We start from the raw sequence: 21,086 nt of genomic DNA, 5'->3' as shown, positions 1-21,086 counted from the left end.
CATGAAGGGCGCCCAAATAATCACTCAAACAGCGTTCCCGCCCGCCACTAGACGACGGGCCGGACACCCTGCCTTATAAACCCTGCTCTACAAATGGAACCGTCAGGGCCAGTGCCGCGTCCAGTGCGCCAGCGTCAGTACCACCGCCTTGCGCCATGTCTGGACGACCACCGCCCTTCCCGCCCACTGCCGCAGCGGCTTGCTTCATCAAATCACCGGCTTTGAGTTGGCCAGTCAGGTCTTTGGTTACGCCTGCAACCAGAACGACCTTTTCCTCATGGACACTGCCGAGCAGGATCACTGCGCGGCCGAGTTTGTTTTTCAGCTGATCGACGAGCGCCAGCAGCGCCTTGGCGTCCTGACCGTCCAGACGCACGGCCAGCACTTTCACGCCTTTGACGTCCAGGGCAGAAGCCGACAGATCGTCGCCCGCCGCGCTGGCCGCCTTGGCCTGCAACTGCTCGAGTTGCTTCTCCAGCAGACGGTTGCGCTCCAGCACAGCCGACAGCTTGTCGATCAGGTTGTCGCGGCTGCCCTTGACCAGGTTGGCCGCTTCCTTGAGTTGTTCTTCTGCAGCGTTCAAGTAAGCCAGTGCCGCAGCACCGGTGACTGCCTCGATACGACGCACGCCCGACGCAACACCGCCTTCGCTGATGATTTTCAGCAGGCCGATGTCACCGGTACGGTTGGCGTGGATGCCACCGCACAGCTCGACGGAGAAATCACCGCCCATGCTCAGCACGCGCACGTTGTCGCCGTACTTCTCGCCAAACAGCGCCATGGCGCCTTTTTTCTTGGCGGTTTCGATGTCGGTTTCTTCGGTTTCAACGGCGGAGTTCTTGCGAATCTCGGCGTTGACGATGTCTTCCAGGGCCTTCAGTTGCTCAGGCTTGATGGCCTCGAAGTGGCTGAAGTCAAAGCGCAGGCGCTGACTGTCGACCAACGAGCCTTTCTGCTGAACGTGATCGCCCAGCACTTTACGCAACGCCGCATGCAGCAAGTGAGTGGCCGAGTGGTTCAGCGAAGTGGCGTGGCGCACCTCGGCTTCAACGTGGGTTTCAACCGGCGAACCGATGATCAGGCTGCCCGATGCCAACACACCGTGGTGCAGAAATGCGCCGCCGGTCTTGGTGGTGTCACGCACGTCGAAGCGGCCACCGCTCGACTGCAGATAACCGCAATCGCCGATCTGGCCGCCGGACTCAGCGTAGAACGGGGTCTGATTGAGAACGACCACGCCTTCTTCGCCTTCACTCAGTACGTCGACCGCCTGGCCTTCTTTATAGAGGCCAACAACTTTCGCCGAACCGCTGGTGGCTTTGTAACCGGTGAATTCGGTGGCCACATCAACCTTGACCAGGCTGTTGTAGTCCATGCCGAAGGAACTGGCGGAACGGGCACGGACGCGCTGGGCTTCCATTTCGCGTTCGAAGCCTGCTTCGTCGATGGTCAAGTTGCGCTCGCGAGCGATGTCGCCCGTCAGGTCCATCGGGAAGCCGTAGGTGTCGTAGAGCTTGAACACCACGTCGCCCGGCACCACGTCGCCTTTCAGTTCAGCCAGATCCTGCTCAAGGATTTTCAGGCCCTGCTCCAGGGTCTTGGCGAACTGCTCTTCTTCGGCTTTCAGGACGCGTTCGATGTGTGCCTGTTGGGCTTTCAGCTCAGGGAAGGCTTCGCCCATCTCGGCAACCAGGGCCGCTACGATCTGGTAGAAGAAGCTGCCCTTGGCGCCCAGTTTGTTGCCATGACGGCAGGCGCGACGGACGATCCGGCGCAGCACATAACCCCGGCCTTCGTTGGACGGCAGCACGCCGTCGGCAATCAGGAAACCGCACGAACGAATGTGGTCAGCCACGACTTTCAGGGAAGCCTGAGCGTCGTTGGTGCAGCCGATAGCCTTGGCCGATGCGCTCAGCAGACTCTGGAACAGGTCGATTTCATAGTTCGAGTGAACGTGCTGCAGCACGGCACTGATCCGCTCCAGGCCCATGCCGGTGTCGACCGACGGCGCTGGCAGCGGGTGCAACACGCCATCGGCGGTGCGGTTGAACTGCATGAACACGTTGTTCCAGATCTCGATGTAACGGTCGCCATCTTCTTCCGGCGAGCCCGGCGGGCCGCCCCAGATGTCGGCGCCGTGATCGTAGAAAATCTCGGTGCAAGGACCGCACGGGCCGGTATCGCCCATGGTCCAGAAGTTATCGGAAGCGTATGGCGCGCCCTTGTTGTCGCCGATGCGGACCATGCGCTCGGCCGGAACACCTATCTCCTTGGTCCAGATGTCATAGGCCTCGTCATCGCTGGCGTAGACGGTGACCCAGAGCTTTTCCTTCGGCAGGTTCAGCCACTGCTCGGAGGTCAGGAAGTTCCAGGCGTAGGTGATCGCGTCGCGCTTGAAGTAATCACCGAAGCTGAAGTTACCCAGCATTTCGAAGAAGGTGTGGTGACGGGCGGTATAACCGACGTTTTCCAGGTCGTTGTGCTTGCCGCCGGCGCGCACGCATTTCTGGCTGGAGACAGCGCGGGTGTACGCGCGCTTTTCCTGGCCCAGGAAGCAGTCCTTGAACTGGTTCATCCCCGCGTTAGTGAACAGCAGGGTTGGGTCGTTGCCCGGGATCAAAGAGCTGGAGGCTACACGGGTGTGGCCTTGCTCTTCGAAGAAGCGAAGGAAGGCTTCACGGATTTCTGCGCTTTTCATTAGGTTCTTCCACGGAGGCTGCGGCCAAAGGCCTGTACGAAACGTCAACAGACGAAGCGACGGCAAAGGGCCGCATTATATCGGCCCAGCGCGCGGGGTACAGCGTGTTTATACGATAGAAACGGTCAATTGGACCGCCAAGGCGATCAGTTGCGAGAAAACTCGACGAATGTCGCGACGACCTGCTCGATTTGAGCGCGGTCAACGTCCATGTGCGTGACCATCCGCAGGCGTCCGGCAGCGCTCAGCTTGATGCCACGCTCGGCGGCAAAGGCCTTGATCGCCTCGGCCTTGTCGCCCATGTTCACGTAAACCATGTTGGTCTGCACCGGCTCGACTTCGTAACCGGCCTTTTGCAGTCCGTCGGCCAGAAATTGCGCATTGGCGTGATCGTCGGCCAGACGCTGAACGTTGTTATCCAGCGCATAAAGCCCCGCCGCGGCCAAAAGACCGGCCTGGCGCATGCCACCACCGACCATCTTGCGCAGGCGACGCGCCTTGCCGATCAACTCTGCCGAACCACACAACACCGACCCGATCGGCGCGCCCAGGCCTTTGGACAGGCAGACCGAAACCGAATCGAAGTGCTGTGTGATCTCGCGGGCATCAACACCCAACTTGACGGCCGCGTTGTAAAGCCGAGCGCCGTCCAGGTGCAGCTGCAACCCATGTTCACGGGTAAGGCTGCGTGCCCGGGCGAGATACTCCAGCGGCAGGACTTTGCCCTGCATGGTGTTTTCCAGCGCCAGCAACCGTGTACGAGCGAAATGGAAGTCGTCCGGTTTGATCGCGGCGACGACGTGCGCCAGGTCCAGCGAGCCATCAGCCTGCACTTCCAGCGGCTGCGGCTGGATCGAGCCAAGCACCGCCGCGCCGCCACCTTCGTACTTATACGTGTGCGCCTGCTGGCCGACGATGTATTCGTCACCCCGTTCGCAATGAGCCATCAGGCCCAGCAGATTGCTCATGGTGCCCGTCGGCACGAACAACGCAGCGGCAAACCCCAACCGTTTTGCCAGTTCCGCTTCCAGGCGGTTGACCGTCGGATCTTCGCCATAGACGTCGTCACCGGTGGGCGCACTGGCCATCGCGTCGAGCATTCCGGCGGTCGGTTGGGTAACGGTGTCGCTGCGAAGATCGATAACGCTCATGAATCTGGCCTCGGTAAGCAGGGGAAAATCCCTTTCAGGTAGGAATTACTGCGGTCATGACAACGATTAATCAACCCCAAGCGAAGGAAAAGACCCGTCAAGTGAGCGAAAAAGTCGATAGCAATCATCAGATAGCAGCAATGCACAGGCAGGAAATATGTGTTAAAAACGCTGCGCCGCCAAACAATCTGGCGGCAAAACGTTCTCAGGGCGGGGTGCAACTCCCCACCGGCGGTAATTGCGCGCAATGCGCATAGCCCGCGAGCGCTTGGTGACAGACATGGCTTCGGTGGTGTCTGGCGGCAAGGTCAGCAGACCCGGTGTGATCCCGGGGCCGACGGTCATAGTCCGGATGAAGAGAGAACGGGATTGGCGCCAAAGGGCCGTCCGCAGGCATTCGTGCGAGCGTGCGTACCCTTAAATCCCATTCGATTCATATGCCCTGTTTTTTACATAAACAGGAGTCAGAACATGCAACCCACCGCAATCGATAGCAAAAGCAAAAACCATCAGGGCGAGCGCGTTGCGTTCATCCAGGCCTGCTGGCACAAGGAAATCGTCGACCAGAGCCGTAAGGGCTTCGTTGCCGAAATGATTGCCCAGGGTTATCAGGAATCGGAGATCGATTTCTTCGAAGTCGGCGGCGCCTTTGAAATTCCACTGCACGCCAAGCTGCTGGCCAAGTCCGGCCGTTATGCCGGCATCGTCGCCGCGGGCCTGGTGGTCGACGGCGGCATCTACCGTCACGAATTCGTCGCCCAGTCGGTGATCAGCGGCCTGATGCAGGTTCAGCTGGAGACTGAAGTGCCGGTGTTCTCGGTGGTTTTAACCCCGCACCACTTCCATGCCGGCGAAGAGCATCAGAAGTTCTTCTTCGAGCATTTCGTGCATAAAGGCCAGGAAGCGGCGAAGACCTGTGCCGATACGCTGCACAAGATGCGTGCATTGCGTCGCAGCGAGCCTCGCGCGGTAGCCGTCTAAACCCCGAGCCAGCCCCCGTAGGAGCGAGGCTTGCCCGCGAAAGCGATTTTAAATTTAACATCAATGTTGATTATGAAATCGCTTTCGCGGGCAAGCCTCGCTCCTACAGGGGACTACTGTGTCTGTTATGCGAGGTTTTCGTCGGTGGCGGGCACGATCAGGATGCCGGCGCGCAGGCCGTTTTTGACCTTGGGGTTCGGGAAGATGATCCGGGCGCCCTTCTCTTCGATGATCCAGCGGGTCTGGGCGATGTCTTCGGCCAGTACGTAACCCACGTCCAACTCCGAAAAGTTCTCGATGTCCGCCGGCAGGTTCAGGCGGAAGCTATCGCTGTGCTTGATGATTTCCCGCGCCACGCTGAACAACTGCAAACCGTCCAGGCCTTCGTCGGTCACCGCAGGCTCGGTGCCTTCGATAATCTGCTGGAGGCGGGTTTCAAGCAGCGAGACGTTCACACCGTCGTTCTGCCCAAACGGCCGCGCCTTGCCCAGCTCAAGGGTGAAAGACTCGGCAGCGAGCTTGTCGTAGGTGTAAGAGCTGAACACAATCGACGGCTTGTTCTGCAACAGCACCGCTTCCATACCGGCAGCACGCAAACGGGCCAGCTCGAGGCGTGAATGCTGGCGCCCCTCTTTCCAGGGATACAACGCGAACTGCTCGATTTTCGAACCACGAATCGCAGTGTGCAGGTCGTAATGCAGGCGGCTGCGATCCGGCAGGCTGAAGAAACTCGCCGCCAGCCGCTCCAGTTCACAGGCGCGCAGGGCTTCGGAGCCGCTGGTTTGTTCGTGACGGCCGTTGAACAGCCGATTGACGTCCTGCTCGACGAAGCGCTCGCCTTTGCGAATCGCTTCCGGGTTGCCAAACAGGAACAGAATGCGTGCGCGCGGTTTCAAGTCGCCGCGAGCGATGTCATGCAACAGGCGATCGAGCAACTCGATCGGCGCTGTTTCGTTGCCATGGATACCCGCTGACAGCAGCAGGTCCAGGCCATTGTCGCGCGCCTCAGGCGGCCGGACTTCCAGCGCACCTTCGCTCAACCAGCGCATGCGCACGCCTTCGACAGTCAGTTGAGTCTTCTCCGCCGGTTCGCGGCCGGCGAGGGTCAGTTCAAGCAGTTTGCCGAGGGCGAGCATAGAGCGATTTCCTTAGTGGTCGTGTGCGCAATCCGGGCCGTGCACGTGGTCTTCGTCGCCGACTTCAGCCGGTTCCATTTCCAGTTGCAGACTTACCAGATTAGTCGCCAATGGGCGCAGCAGCAGGTTTGCGTATTCGGCATCACCTTCTTCAACGTCCACGCCGATCAGCAGCTGGCCGCGGCCGTCCTGCTGGATCCACAGCTCTTTGCCTTGCCACAGGACCGCGACGCGGGTGCAGGACGTTTCCAGTTGCGTGCCGTCGGTGTCTTCAAGGATCAGCTGCAGGGTATCGCTCATGTTTTTTACGCTCTCGACGTTCAATTGATCTGGAAAGGATAAACCGCGCCCAGTTTAAGGATTTGCGTCAGTTCATCCAGTGCCGTCCGGCACTCAAGCAGCAATTGCGGGTCCGCCAGGTCGGTTTCGGCCATGCGGTCACGGTAGTGCTTGTCGACCCATTCGGTCAGCGTGCCGTACAACGGTGCCGTCATGATAACCCCTGGATTGACCGCCGCCAGTTCGGTTTCATTCAGTGCGACACGCAACCGCAGGCAAGCCGGGCCACCGCCGTTCTGCATACTTTGTTTCAGATCGAAAACCTTCACTTCGCGGATCAGGCCGCCGGAGCTGGTCAAACCTTGCAGATACTGCCAGACGCGTTCATTGCCACGGCACTCTTCCGGCACGATCAACAGCATCGAACCGTCAGGGCGGGTCAGCAATTGGCTATTGAACAGGTAGGAACGAACGGCGTCTTCGACGGTAACGGCAGAACGCGGGACGCAAATTGACTGGAATTTCCCACCGACTTTTGCGAGTTTGCCCTGCAGTTCAGCGAGCATCTGCTCGGTGTCGAGGAACGCGTCCTCGTGATAGAACAGCACCTCGCCGTTACCTACCGCGATCACGTCGTTGTGGAACACGCCCTGATCGATCACCGATGGGTTCTGCTGAGCGAAGACCACGCCGTCATCGCTCAAGCCGTGCAGGCGGGCAACGGCTTGCGAGGCTTCAAGCGTCTGGCGCGCCGGGTACTTCTGGGGAGCCGGGTAGCGGGTGTCGAATGCGGAGCGACCGAACACGAAGAACTCGACGCCGGCGTCACCGTATTCACGGCAGAAACGGGTGTGGTTGGCCGCGCCTTCGTCGCCGAACTGCGCCACCGCCGGCAAGGCGGCGTGGTGAGCAAAGTGTTTCTGGTCAGCGAACATCGCCCCCAGCACGCGGCTGGTGGTCGGGTGTTCGATGCTGCGGTGGTATTTGCAGTTGAGGTTGGCAGCGGTGAAATGCACGCGGCCATCCGCAGTATCGGCACTCGGGCTGACCGTGGCGGCGTTGGCCACCCACATGCTCGACGCCGAGCAACTGGCGACCAGCAAGGGCATCGCGTCTTTGGCGGCTTTCTCGATCACTTGCGCGTCGGTGCCGCTGAAGCCCAGACGGCGCAGGGCCGCAACGTCAGGACGTTCCTGAGGGGCCAGAACGCCTTGCTGAAAGCCCATTTCCATCAGCGCTTTCATTTTCGCCAGGCCTTGCAGCGCGGCTTCCTTCGGGTTCGAAGACTGCTGGCTGTTGCTCTGGGACGCGACGTTGCCGTAGGACAAACCGCCGTAGTTATGGGTCGGCCCCACTAGACCGTCAAAATTGACTTCATAGGATTTCATCAGCGAGGCTCCACGAGAATCTGTTGTTATGGCTTCAGTAACTATTCAGTAAGACCGCGTCGCGGCCATCGCCAGCAAGCTGGCTCCCACAGTGATGGGGTCGTACACAAAATGTGTGAACACCACCGAACCTGTGGGAGCCAGCCTGCTGGCGATGGGCATCACGCCATCTTCACGCCAGGCGTAAGCGATGCAGGCAACACCAGGTTCGGCGTTTCCAGCGAGGCCACCGGGTACGCGCAGTAATCTGCGGCGTAGTAGGCGCTGGCGCGGTGGTTGCCCGAAGCGCCGACGCCGCCGAATGGCGCGCTGCTCGCGGCGCCGGTCAGCTGCTTGTTCCAGTTGACGATACCGGCACGGCTTTCCAGCCAGAACTGCTGATAACGCGCTTCGGAATCCGACAGCAAACCAGCCGCCAGCCCATAGTCCGTGTCGTTGGCTTCAGCAATCGCCGCTTCAAAATCAGCGTAGCGGATCACTTGCAGCAACGGGCCGAACAGCTCCTCGTCAGGACGATCGGCGACAGCCGTCACGTCCAGGATGCCCGGTGTCAGCAACGCGGCTTGCGCCTGAGGCTGAGTCATTTCCAGCAGCGCCACGGCGCCATTGGCCAGCAGATGCTCTTGCGCATCCATCAGCGCTTTCGCCGCGCCGAGGGAAATCACCGAGCCCATGAACGGCGCCGGTTGCTGGTCAAACGCACCGACTTCAATCGTCGAGCTGACCGCCACCAGACGCGCCAGCAACGTGTCGCCCCAGGCGCCCTGCGGTACCAGCAAGCGACGGGCACAGGTGCAACGCTGGCCGGCGGAAATGAATGCCGACTGGATGATGGTGTAAACGGCAGCATCGAGGTCTGCGACCTGATCCACCACCAGCGGGTTGTTACCGCCCATCTCCAGGGCGAGGATCTTGTCCGGACGACCGGCAAATTGCTGGTGCAGGTGATTGCCGGTGCGGCTCGAACCGGTGAAGAACAGACCGTCGATGCCCGGGTTCGCCGCCAGGGCGATACCGGTTTCGCGAGCGCCTTGCAGCAGGTTCAACACACCCGCCGGCAGACCGGCTTCGATCCAGCACTTAACCGTCAGTTCGGCGACTTTCGGCGTCAGTTCGCTGGGCTTGAACAGCACGCTGTTACCGGCCAGCAGTGCCGGCACGATGTGACCGTTCGGCAAATGCCCCGGGAAGTTGTAAGGCCCGAACACCGCCACCACGCCGTGTGGCTTGTGGCGCAACACGGCGGTGGCGTCGCCCAGCGGACCGCTCTTCTCGCCGGTACGCTCGCGGTAGCTCTGCACCGAGATCGCAATCTTGTTGACCATGCTGGTCACTTCCGTTGCGGCTTCCCACAACGGCTTGCCGGTTTCCTCACCAATGGTGCGGGCCAGTTCGTCAGCGTGGTTTTTCAGCGCGGCGGCAAAGGCTTCAAGCACAGTAATGCGCTCGTCCAGGGTGCGACGGGCCCAGCCCGGAAACGCCTGACGAGCAGCCTGCACGGCCGACTCAACCTGAGCGGCGGTCGCGCCTTCGCCGGTCCACAGCACTTGCTGGGTCACCGGGTTCAGCGACTGGAAGGCTTCGCCCTGACCGGCCAGCCATTCACCTGCGATGTATAGCGAATTCATTATTTCGACTCCCTGGCAGCAGACAACGGAACGGCGCGCACTTGATCACCGGCGTTGAGTTGAAGACGTTTGGCGGTCAGCGGATCAACGACCAACGTACCGGCGGCGAAGCGTGCTGGCGCGGCAGTGATGCGGCAGTCTTCGCGCTTGCGGTTGTGAATCAGGAACGGAGTAGCGTCATCACCCGGCGTGCCGATGGCCAACACCAGTGCCTGGCTGTCGCGCACGGCGCGGATCTTGCCGGTTTCGCACTCGACCGCAGGGCCGGCGTCGAAGATGTCGACGTAGCCTTGGTAGCTGAAACCTTCGCTCTTGAGCATGGCCAGCGCCGGCTCGGTGTCAGGGTGAACCTGACCGATGACGTTGCGCGCGTCTGGCGACAGAAAGCAGGTGTACAGCGGAAATTTCGGCATCAGTTCGGCGATGAACGCCTTGTTGCCCACGCCAGTCAGGTAATCGGCCTGGCTGAATTCCATCTTGAAGAAGTGACGGCCCAGGCTTTCCCAGAATGGCGAGCGCCCGGCTTCGTCGGACACGCCGCGCATCTCGGCAATGATCTTGTTGCCAAACAGCTGCGGGAACTCGGCGATGAACAGCATCCGCGCCTTGGCCAGCATGCGGCCGTTGAGGCCCGTGCGGTAATCGGCGTGGAGGAACAGCGAGCACAACTCAGAGTTGCCGGTCAGGTCGTTGGCCAGGAACAGCGTCGGGATCTCGCGGTAGATGTTCAGCTCTTGCGAAGCGCTGACCGTCAGGCCGACCCGGAAGTTGTACCAAGGCTCACGCAGGCCGACAGCGCCGGCGATGGCGGAAATGCCCACCACGCGGCCATCATCGTCTTCGAGCACGAACAGGTAGTCTGCATCGCCCCGCCCGGCTTCACCGCGAAAGGTCTTCTCGGCCCAGCCGACCCGATGGGCCAGACGTTCTTCGTTGGCCGGCAAGGTGGTCAGGCCAGTGCCGGTGCTGCGGGCCAGGTCGATCAGAGCGGGTAAATCGCTGCTGCGTACAGGACGAACGATCATGCTATCTCCTCAAACGGGCCGCTTGCGCCACCCGCGAAACTTCGCTGCTTTCTAAACACTCAAGCAGTCGTTAAACCGCCACCAGGCGCACGCTCGCACCCTCACCGACGCCCAGGGCTTCGGCCGCTTCCAGATCCAGGGTCACGGGTTTGCCCGGCGCGTAATCGAGCTCAAGCAATACAGCGCGGTAATCCTGCAACTGGGCGTTGGCCACCAGGTACTGACGACCGACACCTTTGACCGTCTCGCCAATTTTCACCGGCACCACACGGCTCTGCGCGATCGAACGGATCCCGGAGACGCGGGCATGCAACGTCGGGCCGCCGTCGAAAATGTCGATGTAGTGATCGGTCTCGAAGCCTTCGCGCATCAGGATGTCGAAGGTGATCTGGGCTCGCGGATGCACCTGGCCCATCGCTTCTTGAGCGGTGTCCGGCAGCAAAGGCACGTAGATCGGGTAATGCGGCATCAGTTCGGCGAGGAAGGTCCGGCTCTTCAGGCCGCACAGACGCTCGGCTTCGGCGTAGTTGAGGTCGAAGAAGTTGCGACCGATGGCGTCCCAGAACGGCGAATCGCCATTTTCGTCGCTGTAACCGACGATCTCGGTCACCACGGAATCGGCAAAGCGCTCCGGATGGCTGGCAACGAACAGCAGACGACCACGGGAGTTGAGCTCGGCCCAAGGCGACCCCACCAACTCGCGCTGCACGTAGAAACTGGTCAGCAAGCTGTTGCCGGTCAGGTCGTGGCACTGCGAGAGCACGTGAATCTTGTTATGAATCTTCAGCTCGCGGGAGGCGTGCACGAAGGTTTCATTGCGAAAGCTGTAGAACGGCTCGGAGTAACCGGCGGAGGCAACGATTGCGGAGCAACCGACCAGTTTGCCGGTGGTCGAGTCTTCGAGGACGAAGAAATAGCTTTCTTCGCCGTTGAAGCTGACTTCCGCGGAAAACGAGGCTTCGCTTGCGGCGATCTTGTCGCTCAGGCGTTCAACGTCATCCGGCAAGGAAGTGACACCAATCGGGCTGTCCGCAGCCAGACGCTGTACCTCGCCCAGATCAGCCATTTGCGCGGGGCGCATCACCAGCATGGTGTCACTCCTTTCTCGTAACTCTTTTGGGGGAAATAAGCCGAACCCTTGCAGGAGCGAGGCATGCCCGCGAAAGCGGTGTGTCAGCCAATAACAAGGTGTCTGACACGCCGCTTTCGCGGGCAAGCCTCGCTCTACAGAAGAGCGGGTCCGGCATAAAAATTGGGTTCGACGCCTGAAATATCAGGCGTCGAAGGGTCTATCAGGCTTGCGTCAACTTGGCCACAGCGCGTTCGAAGCGGTCCAGGCCCTCGTCGATATCTGCGTCTTCAACCACCAGGCTTGGGGCAAAACGCACCACGTCGGGGCCGGCTTGCAGAATCATCAGGCCTTCACGCTCGGCGGCGTTGAAGACGTCTTTGGCCTTGCCTTTCCAGGCGTCGCTCAGTACACAACCGATCAACAGGCCCATGCCGCGGACCTTGGTGAAAATGCCGTACTTCTCACCGATCTGCTCAAGGCGCGCCTTGAACTTGGCATGCTTGGCCTTGACGCCGGCCAGCACTTCAGGGGTATTGACCACGTCGATCACCGCTTCCCCGACCGCGCACGCCAGCGGGTTGCCGCCGTAGGTGGTGCCGTGGGTGCCGACGACCAAATGCTTGGCCAGGTCTTCGGTGGTCAGCATCGCCGCGATCGGGAAACCGCCGCCCAGGCTCTTGGCGCTGGTCAGGATGTCCGGGACTACGCCGTAATGCTGATAGGCGAACAGGTGGCCGGTACGACCCATGCCGGTCTGCACTTCGTCGAAGATCAGCAGCGCATTGTGCGCGGTGCACAGATCGCGAGCGCCTTGCAGGTACTCAAGCTCAGCCGGGATCACACCGCTTTCGCCCTGGATCGGTTCCAGAACCACGGCGCAGGTCTTGTCGGAAATGGCGGCTTTCAGCGCAGCCAGATCGTTGTACGGCACGTGGGTGATACCGGTGATCTTCGGACCGAAACCATCGGAATACTTGGACTGGCCACCGACGTTCACGGTGAACAGGGTACGGCCGTGGAAGCTGTTGAGCGCGGCGATGATTTCGTACTTCTCGCTGCCGAACCGATCAAAACCGACGCGACGGGCCAGCTTGAAGGCGGCCTCGTTGGCTTCGGCGCCGGAGTTGCAGAAGAAAGCACGCTCGGCAAAGGTGGCGTTGACCAGCTTATGCGCCAGGCGCAAGGCCGGCTCATTGGTGAACACGTTGGACACGTGCCACAGCTTGTTCGCCTGCTCGGTCAAGGCACTGACCAGCGCCGGGTGCGCATGGCCCAATACGTTAACGGCAATCCCGCCAGCGAAGTCGATCAGCTCGCGGCCAGACTGGTCCCAGACATGGGAACCGGCACCACGCACTGGAATGAATGCGGCAGGCGCGTAGTTGGGAACCATTACCTGGTCGAAATCGGCGCGTTCTACCGCAGCGTGCTCAACGGACATCGGAGTCTCCTGAAGAGGAACACTCGCCGGAAACTGGCGAGCGATGGGGGGATTGTAAGGACAGTTTTCAGCCCGGCCTTGCCGCCAAGCGACAACTTCTTATAGCGCAAACCCCGGTTTCAGCCGGGTTTACGGCAATGCGACATATAGGGTCGCAAAGGCGCAGTTTAAACCGCCGGCACAGGTTATAGGCAGGCTTGTCGAGCGGTGCGGTAAATATGTACCGCACCCGCCCCGCCATCCTCTGTTTTGCTGGCGACTCATCCAAACGCTAAGGGAATAGCGCATGAGTCGACACGAAAACGATCGCCCTTCAAATGTCGGTGGCAATGAATCCGCCACGCAACCGGACGATCACTACCATCATCTGTTCAACAACCTGCCGACCTGGGTATTGGAAGCCTCGCCCGCGACACGCGATGCCCTCAAAACCGCCTCGCTTGCCGCGCCGCACTGGCACGGCACCGCGACATCCCTGCAACACCAGTCGCTGAAAAAGCTCAGCCAGGAACATTGGACCCAGCGAAATCGTCTGGACTCAACGCTGTCGAGGCTGCAAAGCGCACGCGCCTTCGCCGAAGCGTTGCTAAGCGCGGCCTTGAAAACCCGGTTTGATCTGGAAGTGGACGTTAAAACCACCTTCCTGCGCCTGTACATTCCACAAGCCGTGCCCTGGTTCGGGATCAAGACGGGGGCTGCGCGCACCTGGACCGTGTCGCTGCTCGACGCCGCCCTGCATAACTTTCAGGCATCGGAAATGGCGGCGGATGCTTACGAGCCCGCCTCGACGTTCATTACCGAACCATCGCCCGCAGGGCAGTTCGATACGCTGCCGGCGGTCAATCAGAAACTGACCATCGCTGCCTTTGTGAGGCTGTGCCGGGAACTGGACATCGGCGCCCGCTACACCACGTACCTCAAAGACAATCTGGGGCTGACCAACCCGGTGGCCGGCGCGGTGTTGAAAGCGAAGGTGATCAGCTCGCATAAAACGGCACTCAAAGCCGCGCTGCAAATGGCTCAAATCCGCAAGGATATTCCGGAGGATGCCTATCACTCGATCCTGCGCCTTGTGGAAGGTCGTTCCGGGGCGCGACTCAATGGCCAGCCGCTGTACGGTCATGACCTGACCCTCATGTCCTCCTCCCTGACCGGGATTGTCGTTTTCGCGCCGAGCCTGGAGCGCGCGCGCAAGGGAACACGGATCATTGCCTACATTCCCGACGATCCCGAGCACCCGCTCAAGGAGTACCCGAACACCCTGGCGTTCATGACCGAGCTGACCCGCAAGCTACGCGCCCCGGCCTACCAGACGTTCTTCAGCCGCTTCGTCGAGCATAAGGAAAGGGGCCCTTTTTTTGCTGATCTCAACCGCCGCCTCCAGCACGTGACCTGGCATCAACACAAGCGTGGCGACCCACTGCCGAGCTGGCGCGAAACACCCATCGACAGGCCCAACCTGCGGTTTTCAATGACGCCGTTCAGCGCGGACCTGTGGAACTATCTCTATCAGCGACAACTGAACAAGATCCTCAACGACGCCAGCACGCTGGCCGTCTCCACCGCCTCCGCCGACCGAAATGCGCGCTGGGCTTTGTGGGATGCCGTCAGCAAAGTAGCTTCGACGCTGCTTGAAATCGCAACATTCGTGGCATTGCCGTTCGTCCCGTTTCTTGGCGAAATAATGCTGGGTTATATGGCTTACCAGTTACTCGACGAAACATTCGAAGGCATCGTAGACCTGGCCGAAGGACTGAAAACAGAGGCGGTCGGGCATTTGATTACACTCGCTGAAACAGTGGTTGAGGTGGGCACATTCGCGGTGGGTGGTGCGATCGCTGCCGGCGCCTTCAGCCGTTTGCTTTCGCGCGAAGCGGTCGCGCTGGTCGACCCGCTCAAACCCGTCGCAACGCCGAAAGGAAAAACCCGCTACTGGAAGCCGGATCTGACCCCTTACGATCAGGCACAGCGTTTGCCCGAAGGCGCCAAACCCGATCAGCTTGGCCTCTATCGCCACGGGGGCAAGACGCTGCTGCCTCTGGAAGGAAAACTGTACGCTGTGAAACCCGATGGCACCTCCAACGCGTTTCAGATTGAGCACCCGACCCGCGCCGACGCTTATCAGCCGTCTTTACTGCACAATCATCACGGCGCCTGGCACACCGAGCTGGAACAACCGCTGGAGTGGGATCGGGAAACGGTCATGCGTCGAATCGGCCAGGGTGTCGAGTCGTTCAGCAACGCCGAACGCGAGCAGATCCTGCGGGTCAGCGGTTTCCACGACAACGTCGTGCGCGAAATGCATGTCGAACATTACCGCCCGCCTTCGCTGCTGACCGACACGATCAAGCGTTTCAAGATCAACCGGGACATCGACACCTTTATCGAGCAGATCGGCAGTGATCAACCCGAGCACTATCGAAAGGCTGATTCGACCCTGCAACATCAACTGCTGAGTGGCTACGACGGCTGGCCTGTCGACACGCCAATGCCGACAGCGCAAGCCCAAACATCAGCCTTCAGACAACGGACCGCAGAACTGGCCCGGGATTACCGCAAATCGCTGTTCGATCTGCGTTATCGCGCGTTGGAAAAAACCGATGACCTGCGGGTTCAGCGGCTGATCGATGATGTGCGGGGGTTACCTACCGATATCGCCGAGGAACTGGTGAGCAATGCGTCCGGCACGGAACTGAAACAGCTGCACAACGGCCGCACGCCCCAGCGTCTCAAGGACGCCGCGCTCAAAGCCATGGAGGCCGTGCGTGCCATCCGAGCCTCAGAAGGTTTTTATTCCGAAGCGCTGGACACCACCGACACCCACCGACTGGCCTTGCAAAGCCTGAACTCGCTGCCCGATTTACCAGCCGGGTTGCGTATCGAAGTGCGGGACTACTCGGCCGAGGGGGCTTTGCGCGACAGCATTGGCCAGGCCGATGCGCCCCTACAAAAAATACTGGTTCGCGCTGAAGACGGGACTTACCACGTACACCAAGACTCGGATTCGTCGCCGGAGGATTTTTATCAGGCCTTGTTCCGGGCGCTGCCGGATGCGCAACGCAACAAGTTGAACCCTTCGATCACAGATGCCCAGGTCCTTAAACAACGCATCGCCGAACACGCACTGGAGCAACCGGCCTTACGCAGGCTGTTTGCAAAAAATCCCCATCGGAAACCGTTCTATGACCCGACCACCATGCGCCTGCCCGGTGGTACCGAGGGCTACAGTCGAATCGCCCGCGAGACACCGACGCTCAACGACCGGGTTCGCGAGGTTTACCCCAACCTGCCTCAGGAAGAAATGCAGTCCATTGTCCAGACACTGCAACTTCATCCCGATGGTGCTCGCGTAGAACTTTCACGCTTGAGGAGGGAGTTGGCCCGACTGCATCAGGACCTGCGCGCCTGGGTCAGTGATTCCCCAACAACTCATCCTGAAACCGGAAGCCCGCTCAGTGAGCTTGATCAACAAGCCGAGCGAAACAACCGACGGTTGCTGGCCCAGGAAATCCAGCGCAGCTGGCGTCGACAGTCCGACCGGGATTTCGACACACCGGAGGGGGTGACCCAATATGTGCTCAGGTTTGCAGAGCCGATCCTCGGCGACTTGCCGTCGTTGACTGCCGATTTCAGTCATGTGTCGCAGCTGTCCCTGGAAGGCACCCGCAGCGCACAGGCCATTCCCGCGTTTCTACGAGGTTTCAGTGGGCTGCGCCGCCTGGAATTGCGCCGCTTTTCCCTGAACACCCTCCCCGACGCCATCAGCCAAATGCCCGACCTTCACGCCTTGGTCTTGAGCGATTGCGGCATCCGGGTCGACGCCGCCACGTGGTCGAAGCTGGCGTCAATGAAGCAACTGGCCATGCTCGACCTGTACAAAAATCCGTTTGAAACCTTGCCGCATATCGACACGATGAGCGAGCTGGCGCACCTGGACCTGAGCGACACCCGCCAGACAGGGATTGCGGCCAGCCTTCTGCAACACCCGAAGCTTCAAACCCTCCTGCTGATGAACAACCACATCAGCGAGTTGCCTGCCGGGTTATTCGAGAGTTCGCTTTACGACAAGCGCGGCCTGCACCTCACCAACAACCCGCTGTCGAACAGCGCGCGAGAATTGATCAAGCAACACCACTTCGAAACCGCCTACGACATGGGCGTCTATGCACCAGAAGCCGATATCGATCGGGTCAAGGCGCTGTACCCCAGCATGGAAATCGAGCAGGCGAGCGAGTTCGTCTACGAATTGCCGGGGACTCTGGAGGATGGCCGCAGCTATTTGACGCGCCTTGAACAAGAGCTCACCCAGCTGAAAAACGATTTGTCCGCGTGGACCGCCGATGTCCCGCAGCAGCACCCGGTGACGGGCGAACCGTTCAGCGACGAGCAACTCGTTGCCGAGCAAACGAACCGCGACGAATTCAAGCAAGCGCTCGAGAAGTGCTGGCAGCGCGAGTCGGAACTGGATGAGTTCAACGAAGCACTTGAGCCGACGTTCGAACTCAGGGTCCGTCCGGTCATCAATGGAGAACTGCCGACCTTGAGTGCGGACTTCAGCCATGTTTCCGCGCTTGAGGTTGACAGTGCCGAGGGCGCAACACGCCTGGGGCGTTTCCTTGAGTCCTTTCTCAACCTCAAAAGCCTGCGGCTGCGCGAGTGTGACCTGGGTGACATTCCCGATTCGGTGTTCAAGATGGGACGCCTGCGCTCGCTGTCGCTCCCCGATTGCCGGGTCAGCCTTTCAGCGGAGTCGGCAAGTGCATTGGCGGGAATGGAGCAGCTTGATTACCTCGACCTGAGCTTTAACCCGTTGGGGCGCACGCCGGATCTAAGCCAAATGCCCGACTTGTCGACCGTACTGCTCAACGACACCGGCATCACTGACATACCCGACGGCCTGCTTCAGCTGGCGGATCTCGACTGGGCTGACCTGAGCATGAATGCAATAACCGAGGTGCCCAGCGACCTGCTGGAATTGCCGGTGGAAATTGCTGAAAACATCACCTTGAGAGGCAATCCGTTTTCCCAGGAAAGCCTCGCGCGACTGGTCCGCTTCTTTGAACTGACCCGTGCGGATTTTGGCGTGGAGGAGGTCATCAACCGAGGGGAAATACAGGTGTCGACCTCAGAGGGTTCCGAGATCGACGAGTAACATCAACCGCGCTCGGACGGCACCGACGACAACTCGAATGGACTGCTGCTGCGCCGCTGGTTGCGATCTTCCCGCGGCGTGGCACCAAAGAAGTTGCGGTAGGCGCTGGAGAAATGCGGCCCCGATGAGAAGCCACAGGACAGGCCGATCTGAATGATCGACTTGCTGGTTTGCATCAACATCTGCCGGGCCTTGTTCAGGCGCAGTTCCAGGTAGTACTGGCTCGGCACGCGGTTGAGGTATTGCTTGAAGATCCGCTCCAGTTGTCGACGGGACACGCACACGTGCTGGGCGATTTCGTCGGTGGTCAGCGGCTCTTCGATGTTGGCTTCCATCAGCAACACCGCTTGGGTGAGCTTCGGATGGCTGGAACCGAGGCGGTTCTGCAGCGGGATGCGCTGGCGTTCGCCACCCTCGCGGATACGCTCGACTACCAGTTCTTCCGACACAGCGCCGGCCAGTTCGGCGCCGTGATCACGGGCCAGCACGGCCAGCAACAGATCGAGTACCGACAAGCCGCCACACGCGGTCAGTCGATCACGATCCCAATCGAACAGATGGCTGGTGGCGATCACTTTAGGGAAGCGTTCGGCGAAATCGTCCTGCCAGCGCCAATGCACGGCAGCGCGGTAACCGTCGAGCAAACCCAATTGCGCCAACGGGTAGACACCGGCAGACAAACCACCAATCACGCAACCGGCACGCACCAGTTGTTTCAGCGAACTGCTGAGCGCCGGCGCGAGGGTGGTCGGCGGCTCATCGGCGAGCAGAAACAGCTTCTGGAAGTTTTCGAGCTTGCCGGCCCACGGCTCACCCGGCAGTTGCCAGGCGCCTTCGGTCGGCGGTTCGGCCTGCAAAAACGACAATTCGTAGACAACATCCGGATGCACACGCTGGGCAACACGCAAGGCCTCCTCAGCCAGCGCAAGCGTCAGTGCTTTAGTGCTGGGCCAAATCAGGAAACCAATTCGATGGGCAGTCATGGCGGGCAATCCGAAACGAAAACAGTGATGAAGGCATGGGCCAATGCTAGCCCGTAAATGAACGCAAATCTCGAAACCAGCAGCATTCCCCTGTTGGAGCAAGGCTTGCCCGCGAAAACGGTGGTTCAGTCAACATGATTGCTGTCTGAACCACCGCATTCGCGGGCAAGCCCCGCTCCTGCCGGGATTGGGACCAGCCTTTAGGTTGCGAAGCATGCACTATCCCGGTGCGCAACGGGAGTTCGGTTTACTTCAGGCTGCCCGACAGGAATTGCTGCAAGCGTTCAGACTGTGGATTGACCAGCACTTCACGCGGGTTGCCGCTTTCTTCAACGATACCTTTGTGCAGGAACACCAGCTGATTCGACACTTCACGGGCGAAGCCCATTTCATGCGTCACCACGACCATGGTCCGGCCTTCCAGCGCCAGGGCCTGCATCACTTTCAGTACGTCGCCGACCAGTTCCGGGTCGAGGGCCGAGGTCGGTTCGTCGAACAGCATCACCTCAGGCTCCATCGCCAGCGCACGGGCAATCGCCACGCGCTGCTGCTCGCCGCCGGACATGTGGCCCGGGTAAGCGTCTTTACGATGGGCCACGCCAACCTTGTTCAGGTAGTGCTCGGCTTTTTCGCGGGCCTCGGCCTTGGACATGCCCAGCACGTGAACCGGCGCTTCCATGATGTTTTCCAGCGCGGTCATGTGCGACCACAGGTTGAAATGCTGGAACACCATCGACAGGCGTGAGCGCATGCGTTGCAGCTGTTTCGGGTCGGCCGCTTTCAGCGCGCCGTCCTTGTTTGCCACCAGTTTCAGCTCTTCGTTGTTGAGCAGAATCTTGCCCGCGTGCGGCTGCTCGAGCAGGTTGATGCAGCGCAGAAAAGTACTTTTGCCAGAGCCACTGGAGCCGATGATGCTGATCACATCACCAGCCGCCGCTTTCAGGGACACGCCCTTGAGCACTTCGTGACTGCCATAGCGTTTATGCAGGTCTTGGACTTCAAGTTTGTACATGCGGTCGGTTCTCACAAAAACAGTCAGTCAGTCGTTGAGCAAGCGCCCGTGACGCAGCGCTTCGCGCCCCGCCACCTTGGCCAGCCAGAAACCGGGTTGGGCATAACGCAGCCGTTCAATGGCAAACAGCACCCCGGACGTACCAGCACACACCGTGCTGACCCGATCCGATAACGGATCGATCACTTCGAAAATCTCGTCACCGGCTTCGATCCACTCACCGGGTTTACGCAAAAAGCTGATCACACCCGGGTGCGGCGCGAACAGCAACTCGGTGCCCTCGAACGGCATGCCTTCGCACGCCTCATGCGCAGGCTTGGGCCATTCGCCGCTGATCAAGCCTTGCTCGGCGAGGAACGCCAGAATGCCTTCGGCATAAGCCTCGGCGTCCGCGCGACCGGTATCAGCCTGACCACCCAGTTCGATGGTCGTCGCCAGACAGGCCAGCGGAATCTGCGCATCCGGGAACTGACGCGACAAACGCAGCCACGGCAGCGAGCACGCCTCGTCAAAGGAACTGCCGCCGGAATCTTCCGCCAGCAGCCCCACTTTCACATTCAGGTGCGCGGCCAGCGAACGCCATTGCGGCCAGTGTTGCGGCAAGGCGTACATGTGCAGCGCCGCTTCGGCATCGCAATGCAAATCCAGCACGACATCAGCGGTGCACGCGTGGCTGAGCAAGATGCGCTGCATGCCTTGCAGCTGGCTTGCGGCCGGCGGCAATGCCGCCAGTGCGTCACTCATTGCTTGGCGGATCAAGCGGATATTGGCGTGCGGATCATCGCCCAGGTGCCCGTCCAGCTCAGCGGCCACTGGCGCGCTCAGCTCGACGAAATCGCGGTTGAAATTCTTGCCGCTGCCCGCTTCGAAACGACCTTGATGGCTGCCTTGCAACAGTTGACCGAGGCCCAGTGGATTGGCCACCGGCACCAGCTCGATCACGCCGTTGAGCAGGCCTTGGGCTTCGAGTTCGGCCAGGCGCTTTTTCAGCTCCCAGGCCGTGCGCATTCCCGGCAGTTCATCGGCGTGGAGGCTGGCCTGGATGTAGGCCTTGCGCTCGCCACTGCCGAAGCGGAACACCGAGATCTGGCGCTCGCTGCCCAGGTGGTTCCACGGCAATACGTGATCGATGCGTTCCAT

Annotated in this window: 14 protein-coding genes and 1 riboswitch; of the genes, 2 read left to right on the top strand and 12 right to left on the bottom strand. The window is 60.4% G+C overall.

Annotated features, from left to right (window positions below; all coding sequences use genetic code 11):
* Positions 1–73: 73 nt before the first annotated feature.
* Complete coding sequence (gene alaS, locus AB4N91_RS04420) at positions 74–2,698, bottom strand: alanine--tRNA ligase (RefSeq protein WP_010457228.1); 2,625 nt, start codon at positions 2,696–2,698, stop codon at positions 74–76.
* 146 nt (positions 2,699–2,844) lie between these two features.
* Positions 2,845–3,849, bottom strand: coding sequence for a low-specificity L-threonine aldolase (gene ltaE, locus AB4N91_RS04415; RefSeq protein WP_010457230.1), 1,005 nt, complete (start codon positions 3,847–3,849; stop codon positions 2,845–2,847).
* A 197-nt stretch (positions 3,850–4,046) separates the two neighbouring features.
* A riboswitch (FMN riboswitch) is annotated at positions 4,047–4,218 on the top strand.
* 102 nt (positions 4,219–4,320) lie between these two features.
* On the opposite strand from ltaE, the gene AB4N91_RS04410 reads away from it, so the two are divergent.
* Positions 4,321–4,830: a 6,7-dimethyl-8-ribityllumazine synthase gene (locus tag AB4N91_RS04410; protein ID WP_007943897.1), complete on the top strand. Its 510-nt coding sequence runs from the start codon at positions 4,321–4,323 to the stop codon at positions 4,828–4,830.
* Between the two features lie 125 nt (positions 4,831–4,955).
* On the opposite strand, the gene astE is transcribed toward AB4N91_RS04410, so the two are convergent.
* The 7 genes from astE to AB4N91_RS04375 form a co-directional block, all read right to left on the bottom strand.
* The gene (astE, locus tag AB4N91_RS04405; RefSeq protein ID WP_010457232.1) at positions 4,956–5,966 is read right to left on the bottom strand and encodes a succinylglutamate desuccinylase; all 1,011 of its coding nucleotides are present in this window, start codon (positions 5,964–5,966) and stop codon (positions 4,956–4,958) included.
* Between the two features lie 12 nt (positions 5,967–5,978).
* A complete protein-coding gene (locus tag AB4N91_RS04400) occupies positions 5,979–6,266 on the bottom strand; it encodes a hypothetical protein (RefSeq protein ID WP_010457234.1) in 288 nt (95 codons plus the stop codon).
* A 20-nt stretch (positions 6,267–6,286) separates the two neighbouring features.
* A complete protein-coding gene (gene astB / locus AB4N91_RS04395; protein ID WP_083375932.1) occupies positions 6,287–7,633 on the bottom strand; it encodes an N-succinylarginine dihydrolase in 1,347 nt (448 codons plus the stop codon).
* Between the two features lie 161 nt (positions 7,634–7,794).
* Positions 7,795–9,264: a succinylglutamate-semialdehyde dehydrogenase gene (astD, locus tag AB4N91_RS04390; protein WP_167362295.1), complete on the bottom strand. Its 1,470-nt coding sequence runs from the start codon at positions 9,262–9,264 to the stop codon at positions 7,795–7,797.
* Positions 9,261–10,286 carry an arginine N-succinyltransferase gene (astA, locus tag AB4N91_RS04385; protein WP_010457241.1) on the bottom strand — a complete coding sequence of 342 codons (1,026 nt, stop codon included), beginning with the start codon at positions 10,284–10,286 and terminating at the stop codon, positions 9,261–9,263. The genes astD and astA overlap by 4 nt, the downstream gene beginning before the upstream one ends.
* Positions 10,287–10,356: 70 nt before the next feature.
* Positions 10,357–11,376: an arginine/ornithine succinyltransferase subunit alpha gene (aruF, locus tag AB4N91_RS04380; RefSeq protein ID WP_154913983.1), complete on the bottom strand. Its 1,020-nt coding sequence runs from the start codon at positions 11,374–11,376 to the stop codon at positions 10,357–10,359.
* 202 nt (positions 11,377–11,578) lie between these two features.
* On the bottom strand, positions 11,579–12,799 hold the full coding sequence (locus AB4N91_RS04375; protein ID WP_010457244.1) for an aspartate aminotransferase family protein: 1,221 nt from the start codon (positions 12,797–12,799) through the stop codon (positions 11,579–11,581).
* Positions 12,800–13,085: 286 nt separating this feature from the next.
* Here AB4N91_RS04375 and AB4N91_RS04370 point away from each other — a divergent pair, with 286 nt between their 5' ends.
* Positions 13,086–17,951, top strand: coding sequence for a dermonecrotic toxin domain-containing protein (locus AB4N91_RS04370; protein ID WP_154913981.1), 4,866 nt, complete (start codon positions 13,086–13,088; stop codon positions 17,949–17,951).
* 2 nt (positions 17,952–17,953) lie between these two features.
* Here the strand turns inward: AB4N91_RS04370 and AB4N91_RS04365 are convergent, their stop codons facing one another.
* The 3 genes from AB4N91_RS04365 to AB4N91_RS04355 form a co-directional block, all read right to left on the bottom strand.
* Complete coding sequence (locus tag AB4N91_RS04365; protein ID WP_010457247.1) at positions 17,954–18,934, bottom strand: GlxA family transcriptional regulator; 981 nt, start codon at positions 18,932–18,934, stop codon at positions 17,954–17,956.
* A gap of 247 nt (positions 18,935–19,181) precedes the next feature.
* Positions 19,182–19,946 carry an ABC transporter ATP-binding protein gene (locus AB4N91_RS04360; protein WP_010457249.1) on the bottom strand — a complete coding sequence of 255 codons (765 nt, stop codon included), beginning with the start codon at positions 19,944–19,946 and terminating at the stop codon, positions 19,182–19,184.
* A 27-nt stretch (positions 19,947–19,973) separates the two neighbouring features.
* Positions 19,974–21,086: a M14 family metallopeptidase gene (locus AB4N91_RS04355; protein WP_154913979.1), complete on the bottom strand. Its 1,113-nt coding sequence runs from the start codon at positions 21,084–21,086 to the stop codon at positions 19,974–19,976.

Source organism: Pseudomonas sp. H3_D04, assembly GCF_054669175.1.
The sequence above is the reverse complement of the archived record's forward strand: the minus strand, read 5'-3'. Positions and strand labels throughout refer to the sequence as shown.